This window comes from Lysinibacillus sphaericus (assembly GCF_005217585.1).
GTDB lineage: Bacteria > Bacillota > Bacilli > Bacillales_A > Planococcaceae > Lysinibacillus > Lysinibacillus sphaericus.
The window spans coordinates 1607201-1618912 of sequence record NZ_SZPT01000002.1 but is presented as its reverse complement, the minus strand read 5'-3'; the positions used below and the strand labels follow the sequence as shown (position 1 = coordinate 1618912).

Sequence of the window (11712 nt, the reverse complement as noted above, 5' to 3'; positions counted from 1 at the left end):
CATCTTTTTTTGAACATAGCTACTTAGTAATAAGAATAGACGGTGCGGTTTTCAGAAGACTGCTCGCGATGATAATGCCGAGACATGCCCCAATCAAACTAGATGTCAAAAAGGCGGGCATAAAAAATAATGCAGCTACGGATGTTCCCATAAATAATTGCGCATAAGGTACAGCGATTAGTGAAGCAAGGATACCTGTGCCGAATACTTCACCAACTCCTGCTAGCCATTTCTTGCCGCTATATTTATAAGCAAAAGCAGCACATGCTGCACCGATGACACTTCCGGGGATCGCTAAAAGAGAGCCTGTGCCTGTTAGTATGCGAATAATGGCTGTTAGCAAAGCAACGATAATGGTAGGCACAGGCCCTAGTAAAATGGCACCGATAACGTTAATAGCATGTTGTACAGGATAGGCACGAGCAATCCCAGTTGGAATCGAGACAAATATGGAGCCTGCTACAGCAATAGCAACCAATAAAGCCATGATAGTTAGTTTTTGAATAGCCATGATAGTTCCTCCTTTATTTTATAGAACATGTGGAATTGTTGGTAAAACGACCTAATGGATGACAAAAAGACCGCTCCCCCTAAACAAAAGGAAGCGGTCTTGTATTTGATAATGACACAATAAGCAAGAGTCGCCACTTCCCTCCGCTAGTGTGAACTAGATCAGGTTCAAAGGGTCCGTATATGACCATATACGTCTCAGCCTTGTAAAGACTCCCCTAGTGGTAAACATGATATTAAATTTCTACTAATAAATGTAACATAACATCTATATTAGTCAACGCTATTTCACATTATTTCGAGTCAGGTTGCATAAGATGTGGCGCCTTTTTTAAAGTCCAAATAAGTGCTAAGAAGAAGCAGGCCATTAAAATAATTGCCCCGAAAATATAAGGACTATTTATATTCCAATCAAAAAGAACGCCTGCTAGTGCTGGCCCAATCATATTGCCGAGACTCATATACGCATTATTAAGACCAGCGGCAAAGCCTTGCTCATTTTCAGCCAGTTTAGAAATTAATGTGTTAACGGCAGGGCGAATTAGTGTAGTGGCTGTTGAGAAAACCGTTGCAACAATTAATATTAGTGCAAAACCAGATACAAATAATATTGCATAAATTGCTACAGCCGCAATAAATAAATTGACTAACACAACTTTCATTTCACCAAAACGTTTAAAGAGTGGTGTAATGACAAACATTTGAACAATAACACCAAATGCACCACCTACAGTCAGCAAGATAGCAATATCGGCAGGCGTGTAATTAAACTTGTCCGTTACAAATAATGATAATGTCGTTTGAAAATTAGCGATGCCAAACGAGAATACTAGCATAATAATAAGCATGACAAAGTATGGCATTTTGACTGAACGTACCATCTGCTTTGCAAGATTTTCTTGTTTTTGAGCTTTCTGAGCTGCAGTGGGCTTTGTGGAAGGTAGTAAAAATACCGATAGAATAGAAGCAATAATAGCTGCTCCACCAGCCGTAAAGAATGGGAAATGCAAGCTAACTTTCGATAGAAACCCGCCAATACCAGGTCCAATCATAAAACCAAGAGACATGGCAGCTCCTAACATGCCCATTCCTTTTCCTCGTTCTTCATACGTTGTGACATCTGCCACAAACGCCATAATAGGCGGTGCAACAAAGGCTGAACCTAAACCACCTAAGAAACGGGCAACAAAAAGCATCCATACATCTGTAGATAAACCAAATGAAATTTGCCCAAGGCCAGTGACAATCAGACCAAAGATAATCAAATTTTTTCGACCATATCGATCTGAGAGATTCCCAGCAATTGGAGAAAAAACGAATTGTGCTAAGGCGAACGTTGCAATTAGCATGCCAAGAACTTGTCCTGCTGCTCCAAATATTTTTAAATACTCTGGCATAACAGGAATAATAATCCCAATACTCCCCATTGCGATAAACATATTAAACATTAAAATATACAACGCGGCCTTATTAGACTTCTGCTGGGTCATCGAATACCCCCCTTTATTTACTATTAAAACATTACTAAAGTCTATCATAAAGAAATAATGCTTGGCTATCAGATTATAGTCGTAGGTAGCTGTCATGGTTATGATACAAGTACAAGGCGACAGAATAAAGAAAATTGCCACTAAAAATCATCAATCGCCACCAATTGCCGTAGCGGACATCAACAGTCCCATCAAAAAAGTGTTAGATTGATGGCTGTCAATCTAACACTTTTTTGGCTTCGTTTCTTTCGTATTTATCGAATACTCATTTTAAATTCTAAAAATAATTCATTGTATTTCCCTAAATAATCGGGTCCTAGGTTTTTATAGACTTCTAACGTTTTGCGTTGTTCTTCTGAAGGGTAGAAGCGCTCATCAGCAATAACTTCTTTATCCATTAAGCTCATTGCTGCAGTATTTGGAGTAGAGTAGCCTACATAATCTGCATTTTGAGCTCCAGATTCCGCATTTAACATAAAGTTAATGAAAGCATGTGCGCCATCAATATTTTTCGAAGTTTTCGGGATTACCATATTATCAAACCACAAGTTCGAACCTTCTTCTGGCACAGCAAAGTCTAAATCTTCATTTTCTGATAGCATATCTGCGGCTTGACCAGACCAAGTGAGTGCGATGGCTGCTTCGTTATTAATCATAAGCGGTGTAATCTCATCACCAATAATCGCTTTGACGTTTGGTGCGAGTGTAATCAGTTTGTCTGTGGCCTGACGTAACTCTTGGTCATCTAACGAGTTCAGGGAGTGTCCAAGACTGTTCAAACCCATACCGATGACTTCACGTGCACCGTCTACTAAAAAGACTTTACGTTTTAAAGAAGGATCCCATAAGTCTTGCCATGAAGAGAAATCTAGGTCACCGACTAAATCTGGATTATAGACAATGCCAACTGTGCCCCAAAAATAAGGAACAGAGTATTTATTGTTATCATCAAATGGCAAATCTAAAAAATAAGGGTCGATATTTTTAAAGTTCGGGATTTTTGTTTTATCTAAAGGAAGTAATAAATGTTCTTCCTTCATTTTTTCAATCATGTACTCAGAGGGCACAGCAATATCGTATGCTGTCCCACCTTGCTTAATTTTCGTCATCATGGCCTCATTGGAATCAAATGTTTCGTAAATGACATGGATGCCTGTTTCTTTTTCAAATTGCTTTAGTAAATCGGGGTCTATATATTCGCCCCAGTTAAAAATAGTTAATGTATCTTTTCCACTTTTACCACCGGTAGCGCTCATTGCATCAGCCGCGTACACTAACAGAGCGGAGACGACAAGTATGGCGATGGTAGCTTGAATTAAAGACTTCATTGTTGTCCCTCCGTTCTTTTACTCGTACGACTTGTGAAGAAATAATAGCCGACTACTACTATAATTGTAACGAAGAATACTAAACCAGAAATGGCGTTCACTGTCAGAGAAATACCAGCACGTGCCATCGAGTAAATTTCAACAGATAAAGTACTAAAGCCATTTCCTGTCACGAAAAATGTTACAGCAAAGTCATCTAGTGAATACGTTAAAGCGAGAAAGAAACCAGCAAAAATCCCTGGTTGGATATACGGTAAAATAACGCGCATCATAACATCTTTTTTCGTTGCGCCAAGATCTAAAGCCGCATCAATTAACGACTTATTCATCTCTAATAATTTTGGTAAAACCATCAGTACAACAATAGGAACACTAAACGCGACATGGGCTAATAATACTGAAGCGAAGCCCAGTTTAATGCCTACCATTGTAAATAAAATTAAAAAGCTTGCACCGATAATAACATCTGGACTCACGATTAATACATTATTTAAGGAAAGCAGGGTATTGCGCATTTTCGAATCTTTTACTGTAACGATCCCGATTGCGCCTAGTGTGCCAATAATTGTGGAAATTAGTGCAGAAAGCAAAGCCACAATCACCGTATTAATTAAAATAACGAGTAATCTAGAATCCTCGAATACAGCTTTATAATGATCCAATGTGAAGGATTGGAAGTTTGTCATGGAATCCCCACTATTGAATGAGTAAAAGACTAAGTAAAAAATAGGAGCATACAGGACGATAAAAACAATCGCTAAATACACTTTTGCAGATGTGGACAGTTTGCTCATCGTACGCGACCTCCTTTATCCTTTTGACCTGTAATGAACATGATGATTACCATAAATAAAATTAAAAATACGGCAATCGTTGAACCCATGCCCCAATTTTGCGTTACAAGGAATTGTTGCTCAATTGCTGTACCGAGCGTAATAACGCGGTTTCCTGCAATTAAGCGCGTAATCATGAAAAGTGATAAAGCAGGGATGAAAACAACTTGAATTCCTGATTTAACACCGTCCATTGTTAGTGGCAGTACAACGCGACGGAATGTTGTAAAGGCTGAAGCACCTAAGTCACGAGCTGCGTAGACAAGGGTTGGGTTAAGACGATCCAACGAGTTGAAAATTGGTAAAATCATAAAGGGAATAAAAATATAAACGGATACGAAGACAAAGCTCATATCAGTAAATAGCATTTGCTTCGGATCAAAGCCGAATACTTCAATGGCTGCATTGATAGGACCATATAAACCGAATATCCCTATAAACGCATATGTTTTTAACAAAAGATTAATCCACGAAGGAATAATAATGAGCAATAGCCATAGCTGTTTGTGTTTGGTCTTCGTTAAAAAATAAGCTGTTGGGTATGAAATCAGCAATGTAAAGAAGGTGATTAAAAACGCATACCAAAACGAACTAAGTGTCATTTTTAAATAGACAGATGTAAAAAATGCTTTGTAGTTATTGAGCGTAAAATTGCCATGTAAATCTAGTAGGGAGTAGTAAACAACGAGGGCAATCGGCGCAATAACAAATAGTGCAATCCATAAAACGTATGGAAATAACGCTGATTTCGAAGTTTTAGTTTGCATCTTCGTCATCTCCATAGGATTCTAGACGTTTATCGAACTCTTCCTCAGTTTCATTTAGGCGCATTACATGAATGGCTTCTGGATCAAAGTCTAAACCTATTTCTGTCCCTACTGCAGCTTTCTTCAATGAATGGACAAGCCACTCATTACCAGCTTTATCGTAAGTGGAGAGCTCATAATGGACTCCACGGAATAATTGTGTATCAACCTTAACAATTAGTTTTCCTTTGTCGACTGTTGTGATTTCCAAATCTTCTGGACGAATAACAATATCGATTTTTTCATTTGGTTTCATTCCTTGGTCAACACATTCAAACACTTTCCCAGCAAACTCCACTTTAAAATCTTCTATCATAACGCCGTTTACAATATTTGACTCTCCGATAAAGTCGGCAACAAAACGGTTAATGGGTTCATCATAAATATCTACTGGTGTACCTGATTGTTGAATTTGCCCTTCGCTTAAGACAAATATTTCATCACTCATGGCAAGTGCCTCTTCTTGGTCGTGTGTGACAAATACAAATGTTTTACCAAGTCGTTGTTGTAATTCACGTAGTTCATACTGCATTTCTGTACGAAGTTTTAAATCAAGCGCAGAAAGAGGCTCGTCGAGTAAAATAACTTCTGGATCATTAACAATAGCTCGTGCAATTGCAACACGTTGACGCTGACCACCCGACATTTCAGAAATTTCTCGATTGCCATAGCCGGCTAAGTTGACAAATTTTAGCGCTTCTCCAACACGTTCTTTAATGTTATTTTCAGGAAGTTTTTTAATGCGTAATCCAAATGCTACATTTTCAAAAACATTTAGATGTGGAAATAACGCATAATCCTGAAATACTGTGTTCACTTGACGTTCATTTGCTGGAACAGTGTTAATTTTTTTATCGTGGAAAAATACATCGCCTGTAGTTGGTTCTGTGAAACCAGCAATAATGCGTAATATCGTTGTTTTACCGCAACCTGACGGACCAAGCAACGTATAGAACTTCCCTTTTTCAAGCTCTAAGTTAATATTTTTTAGGACGACTGTGCCGTCACTATATGATTTTGATACATTTTCAAAGCGGATAATAGAATTTGTTGTCATTGAAGCGCCTCCTTAAGCTATAAATAAGAATCCGTTGCGACGAGTAAAATTTTTGTTTCATCGTCATGGGCATTAAAAATTTGATGATGATCTGCCGCGTCAAAATAGAGCGCATTGCCTTCACTAGCTATATATTGTTCATTCCCTAAAACGAGACGAATACGCCCTTTGACAATATAAATAAATGTTTCTGATAGCGATGGTTCAAACTGTTTGAATTCGCCGTCAGCAGCAAGTGTCAAAAAGATGGGCTCCATTTCTTTCTCATTAGATGTAGGAATAAGCCATTGAATTTCATATTTTTTTTCTTCGTCTGTATAAGTCGATTGATCTTCCTCGGTGTAGACAACCTTTTGCTCAGGTGCATCATCATCGAAGAATTCCTTGGGCGTCGATCCTAGAACTTCTAATAATGAAAAAAGCGTTTCAATAGAAGGCGAATTCAAATCACGCTCTAGTTGTGAAATATAGCCTTTACTTAAATCTGTACGTTCTCCAAGCTCTTCTTGGGTAAGACCTTTTTTCAAACGAAGTGCTTTAATTTTTCCTCCAATTTGCATCCTTTCCCTCCTAGAAGAAGTTTAGCAATCATAAACTTTCAGAAAATGAAGTTTACTTTAACGAAACTTTTAGTTTACTAAAAACATTACTATTATACATAATAATGAAAAATTTGCAATCGTTTTGGAGGAAAAAATGCAGATGTATTTGAAAGGAAAGAAGCTTCTCTATTTTCGAGCAGTTTTTTGTGTTATTCTAGAATAAATTTACGAAAAGAAGCTAATAACTATAGTGTAGTGATGATTATTTATTGGGTATTTGACAAAAATTTGTCAGTACACTTGAAACGATTAGCGTGGCGAAGTGCACTTCGTTGAAAATCTGTGCTTTCTTTGCTATCGTAGAAGACGGTTCGCATGTGCGAATGGAATATAAAACTACATATTATTCGGAGGGATTTATAATGGCAGAACGCATGGTAGGTAAACAAGCCCCAGACTTCACAATGGAAGCAGTACTTCCAGACAAATCTTTTGGTAAAGTATCTTTAGAAGAAATTAAAGCACAAGACAAATGGACTGTACTGTTCTTCTACCCAATGGACTTCACTTTTGTATGTCCAACAGAAATTACTGCGATGAGCGATCGTTATGATGAGTTCGAAGACTTAGATGCAGAAGTAATCGGCGTTTCAACTGATACAATCCACACGCACTTAGCTTGGATTAACACAGATCGCACGCAAAATGGCCTTGGAGAATTAAAATACCCATTAGCAGCAGATACGAACCATGCGATTTCGAAAGAATATGGCGTTTTAATTGAAGAAGAAGGTATCGCACTACGCGGCTTATTCATCATTAATCCAGAAGGCGAATTAAAATATCAAACAGTATTCGATAATAATATTGGCCGTGACGTTGATGAAACTTTACGTGTATTACAAGCTTTACAAACTGGTGGTCTTTGCCCAGCAAACTGGCGCCCAGGTCAAGCAACTCTTTAATTGAATTGAGCAAAGTCCTTCACTTATAGAAAGAGCGGGATGAATGCGAATTATGCAATGAAATCAGTAGCGGTACAGCTATTGAGCAAGTCGGAGTACTCTGGCACTGTCTAGATTTTTTTCGAGCTTTTTGAAAAAAATCTAGACACAATTACGCCAAGGCTCAATTCATGCATAAAATGAATAATGGGTCCCCACGACACGCTTGTGGGGATATTTTTTTCAAGGGAGGATTTTTTATGAAACTTCGTGAACAAATGCCTGAACTTACAGGTGCAACAACATGGTTAAATGGTGAAGTAACGAAAGCACAATTAGTTGGCGAAAAACCAACACTAATCCATTTTTGGTCTGTAAGCTGTCATTTATGTAAAGAAGCAATGCCGGAAGTGAATAATTTCCGTGACCAATATAAAGATGAATTAAACGTTATTGCTGTGCATATGCCACGTTCTGAAGCAGATACTGATTTGGATACGATCAAAGCTGTTGCAGCAGAGCATGATATTACACAACCTATTTTTGTAGATAATGAAATGAAGTTAACGGATGCTTTTGAAAACCAATACGTACCCGCTTACTTCGTATTCGATAAAGACGGACAGCTTCGCCATATGCAAGCTGGTGGTAGCGGTATGAAGATGTTAGAAAAACGTGTGAATCGAGTTCTCGATGAAATGCGTAACGCATAATTTTAATATTTGCTAGGCGGGGATGTTTAAATCCTCGCTTTTTTTAATAGTAATAGTATAGAATGTCGAAAATACTAGATAGAAAAGGTAAAATGACGATTGGTCTCCTGTTTTGACAATACATATAAGCGAGAATAAGTTAAAATAAAGTAATTGTAGTTTTCGGAGGGATTTTGAATGATGAAAAAAGAGTTTGCCGTCATTGGACTTGGACGTTTCGGAGGAAGTATTGTTCGTGAGCTAATGAGTCAAGGTGCGCAAGTAATGGCGATTGACCATTCATCTGAACGGGTAGATGAGTTTGCTGCCATCGCAACGCAAGCTGTTATTGCCGATTCAACAGATGAATCGGTATTAAATTCATTAGGTATTCGGAATTTTGAACATGTCATTGTCGCTATTGGCGAAGATATTCAGGCAAGTATTTTAACGACTATTATTTTAAAAGAAATTGGTGTTCAGCAAATTACAGTAAAAGCTCAAAATGACTACCACGAAAAAGTGCTAAGAAAAATTGGAGCTGATTTTGTAGTTCATCCTGAGCGTGATATGGGTATTCGTATAGCGAATAATATGTTATCTAATACGGTGCTCGATTATTTAGAGCTGTCAGATGAGCATTCGATTATGGAATTAAAAGCCAATGATGCCATTGCCGGTTATTCGATTATGGATTTAGATATCCGCGCAAAATACGGCATTAACATTGTCGGCATAAAACGAGGATCGGATATTATCGTTTCTCCACAAGCAAGCGACAAAATTTTACTTGGAGATATTATGCTTCTTATCGGTGCTGATGTGGATATTAACCGTTTTGTGAAGAAGGCAATGAAAGAATAAGAAAGAAGTGGAATATTGTAGTTGGTTTACAATACTCCATTTTTTAAATATACAATCCAACTTTTTTTATGAAGTATGTTAAGAAAGCTGATGGGGAGTAGGTTTAGCACATGTTTAAATTTAGGAAAGAACCATTACTACGGTTTCTAAAAATTATATTTCCAATCATACTTTTAGCGATAGCGATTTACGAAATACAACAATCGCTAAGGGGGGTAAATGTAAATTTACTGCGAAATGAAGTTAGTCAATTGCAAGTATGGGAACTGTTGTTGATTTTTTTCATTACGTTTTGTGCGATTACTCCGATGATTTTTTACGATGTTATTTTGGTAAAACTATTAGGAATGAAAATAAACAAGCGTACTTTAGTGAATAATTCGTTTATCGTCAACACATTTTCGAACCTTATTGGCTTTGGCGGTTTAGTAGGTGTATTTCTACGAAATTATTTTTATTCAAAATATAAAGTGGATCGTGAAGGCTTGTTAAAGAGCATTGCTACCGTTACTCTTTTTTATTTAACAGGGATTTCATTGTTAACTTGGTTGATGTATCTGTTCTTTTGGGATTTCCCAATGTTAAAAGAAATTCGCTGGTTATCAATTGCTGTCATTGTGGTCAGCCTCTATGTTCCTGTATTTTTAGTGACGCATCTTATTCGCTATAACAAAAGAAGTGCCTTAACGTATAAAGTATTCCTACAGTTAATGATTACTTCTGTTGCTGAATGGCTTGCGGTCTTTTTTGTCATTTGGATGTTAACAATCATCATCCAAATACCGATGGAGCTCTCTACGCTCATACCGATATTTTTAATTGCCTCATGTGCAGGTATAGTAAGCATGATTCCGGGAGGGGTTGGCTCATTTGACCTTGTTTTTTTATGGGGGACGCAAAGTGTTGGAATTGCCGAAGAAAAAGTACTCTTTTTATTAATTTTGTATCGTGTGGGCTACTTTGTACTACCGTTTTTAGTGTCCGTACTATTATTTATGAAAGATTATTGGGAGCGTTGGAATCGGTCGTGGGACGATGTACCAAATGTTATTTTTCAAAAGATTAGTCATATGTTGTTAACCAGTTTAGTTTTTATCTCGGGCATTGTCTTACTGTTATCAGCATCGGTACCAGGTATTTTAAGCAGATTAAAAATCGCTCAGGAGTTTTTATCATCACCAATTATGAATATTTCCCATCAATTAACTGTTGCGGCAGGCTTTATTCTATTAGGGTTGTGTAGGGGAATTAAATATAAAGTGAAAACGGCTTATCAACTTGCCATTATCGTGCTTAGCAGTTCGGCTTTATTTTCAATTAGTAAAGGTTTTGATTATGAAGAAGCCATTTTTTTACTGATAGTCGCTGTATTGTTAATGGCATCCAAAAAACAATTTTATCGGGAAAGTTATGTCTTAACATGGGGTACTATCTTATTTGACCTTGCGGCGGTTATTTTCATTACGGCAATGTACTTATTAATAGGTTATATCAATTTACCTACCGCAAAAATTCATATTCCGGCACCATTGCAATATTATATCCTTACAGATTATCGGGATTTATTTTTCAGTGCAATGATCGGTATCCTCATCGCTTGCGCTATTTTTTACTTAGGTTATCTTACACGTGGACCTAAAAAAATGTACAAGCTACTATCAAAAGAACATGAAGACAAAATCAAAAGTCATCTTATGGAGTATACGGGAACGGAGTTTTCACATCTCATTTTTTTGCATGACAAATTTGTCTATTGGAATAAAGAAAATACGGTGTTATTCGCCTATCAAATCTATGCAGATAAAATCGTGGTACTAGGCGATCCGGTAGGTCCAGAAAGTGATTTATTATCGGCTATTCAGGAGTTTTTGGAAGTAGCAGATAGGCATGGCTATACACCTGTTTTTTATGAAATTAACAACAAGATTTTCCCTGTGTTACATGAGCATGGTTATAGCTTTTTTAAGCTGGGAGAGGAAGCGTTTGTTGATTTAGAGATGTTCACATTTGCTGGAAAAGAAATGAAGGGCAGCAGGGCGGTAAAAAATAGATTTGAACGCGAGAACTATACGGTCACAATATTAAGTCCGCCTTACTCACAGGAGGTTATGACTGAACTAGCGGAAGTATCAAGAAGATGGCTACAAGGAAGGGCCGAGAAGGGATTTTCTCTTGGCTTTTTCGATGAAAATTATTTGAACACCTCAAAAATTGCTGTGTTAAGAGGAGCTGAAGGCGTCATTGGCTTTGCAAGCATCATGCCTATGTATGATAATGGCGAAAGAATTTCAGTCGACCTGATGCGCTTTAAACCTGGGGCACCGTCTGGTACAATGGATTTCATTTTCTTATCGCTGTTTCAATGGGCGAAAGAACAAGGATACCATGTATTTAATATGGGCATGTCTCCGTTATCGAATGTCGGTCAATCTAGATACTCTTTTTTAAGCGAAAAAATTGCAGCACAAATATTTTTACATGGCCAGTATTTCTATCATTTTAAAGGCTTAAAAAACTTTAAATTAAAATATGCAGATTTTTGGGAACCAAAATATGTAGCGTATCGCAAAAAATCATCGTTGCCCTTTACGATGGCACAAATTACATTATTGATTGGACGAAAGAGAAAATAAGTGAGTTTGTAAG

Annotated in this window: 11 protein-coding genes and 1 riboswitch; of the genes, 4 read left to right on the top strand and 7 right to left on the bottom strand. The window is 37.4% G+C overall.

The genetic code is table 11. The annotated features are described in order from the left end of the window. Positions 1 to 19: 19 nt before the first annotated feature. From thiW to FC748_RS13295, 7 genes are all read right to left on the bottom strand, one after another. Positions 20 to 511: an energy coupling factor transporter S component ThiW gene (thiW, locus tag FC748_RS13325; protein ID WP_108029470.1), complete on the bottom strand. Its 492-nt coding sequence runs from the start codon at positions 509 to 511 to the stop codon at positions 20 to 22. A gap of 121 nt (positions 512 to 632) precedes the next feature. Further along, positions 633 to 740: riboswitch (TPP riboswitch) on the bottom strand. 63 nt (positions 741 to 803) lie between these two features. After that, positions 804 to 2000, bottom strand: coding sequence for an MFS transporter (locus FC748_RS13320; RefSeq protein WP_024362228.1), 1197 nt, complete (start codon positions 1998 to 2000; stop codon positions 804 to 806). A 254-nt stretch (positions 2001 to 2254) separates the two neighbouring features. Then, positions 2255 to 3328: an ABC transporter substrate-binding protein gene (locus tag FC748_RS13315; RefSeq protein ID WP_024362227.1), complete on the bottom strand. Its 1074-nt coding sequence runs from the start codon at positions 3326 to 3328 to the stop codon at positions 2255 to 2257. Further along, positions 3325 to 4122, bottom strand: coding sequence for an ABC transporter permease (locus FC748_RS13310; protein WP_024362226.1), 798 nt, complete (start codon positions 4120 to 4122; stop codon positions 3325 to 3327). The genes FC748_RS13315 and FC748_RS13310 overlap by 4 nt, the downstream gene beginning before the upstream one ends. Next, on the bottom strand, positions 4119 to 4928 hold the full coding sequence (locus FC748_RS13305; protein ID WP_024362225.1) for an ABC transporter permease: 810 nt from the start codon (positions 4926 to 4928) through the stop codon (positions 4119 to 4121). Before FC748_RS13305 ends, FC748_RS13310 begins: the two co-directional genes overlap by 4 nt. Then, the gene (locus FC748_RS13300; RefSeq protein WP_108029471.1) at positions 4918 to 6024 is read right to left on the bottom strand and encodes an ABC transporter ATP-binding protein; all 1107 of its coding nucleotides are present in this window, start codon (positions 6022 to 6024) and stop codon (positions 4918 to 4920) included. Before FC748_RS13300 ends, FC748_RS13305 begins: the two co-directional genes overlap by 11 nt. A 17-nt stretch (positions 6025 to 6041) precedes the next feature. Then, positions 6042 to 6584 (bottom strand): type II toxin-antitoxin system RelB family anti-toxin, encoded by a 543-nt coding sequence (locus FC748_RS13295; RefSeq protein ID WP_024362223.1) that lies wholly within the window; start codon positions 6582 to 6584, stop codon positions 6042 to 6044. Between the two features lie 404 nt (positions 6585 to 6988). Between FC748_RS13295 and FC748_RS13290 the strand changes: the two genes are divergently transcribed. The 4 genes from FC748_RS13290 (at position 6989) to mprF (ending at position 11699) form a co-directional block, all read left to right on the top strand. Then, the gene (locus FC748_RS13290; RefSeq protein ID WP_025218725.1) at positions 6989 to 7531 is read left to right on the top strand and encodes a peroxiredoxin; all 543 of its coding nucleotides are present in this window, start codon (positions 6989 to 6991) and stop codon (positions 7529 to 7531) included. Between the two features lie 239 nt (positions 7532 to 7770). Then, positions 7771 to 8223 carry a TlpA family protein disulfide reductase gene (locus FC748_RS13285; protein WP_024362221.1) on the top strand — a complete coding sequence of 151 codons (453 nt, stop codon included), beginning with the start codon at positions 7771 to 7773 and terminating at the stop codon, positions 8221 to 8223. Positions 8224 to 8403: 180 nt separating this feature from the next. Next, the gene (locus FC748_RS13280; protein WP_024362220.1) at positions 8404 to 9066 is read left to right on the top strand and encodes a potassium channel family protein; all 663 of its coding nucleotides are present in this window, start codon (positions 8404 to 8406) and stop codon (positions 9064 to 9066) included. Positions 9067 to 9176: 110 nt separating this feature from the next. Further along, positions 9177 to 11699: a bifunctional lysylphosphatidylglycerol flippase/synthetase MprF gene (gene mprF / locus FC748_RS13275; protein WP_108029472.1), complete on the top strand. Its 2523-nt coding sequence runs from the start codon at positions 9177 to 9179 to the stop codon at positions 11697 to 11699. Positions 11700 to 11712 lie beyond the last annotated feature (13 nt).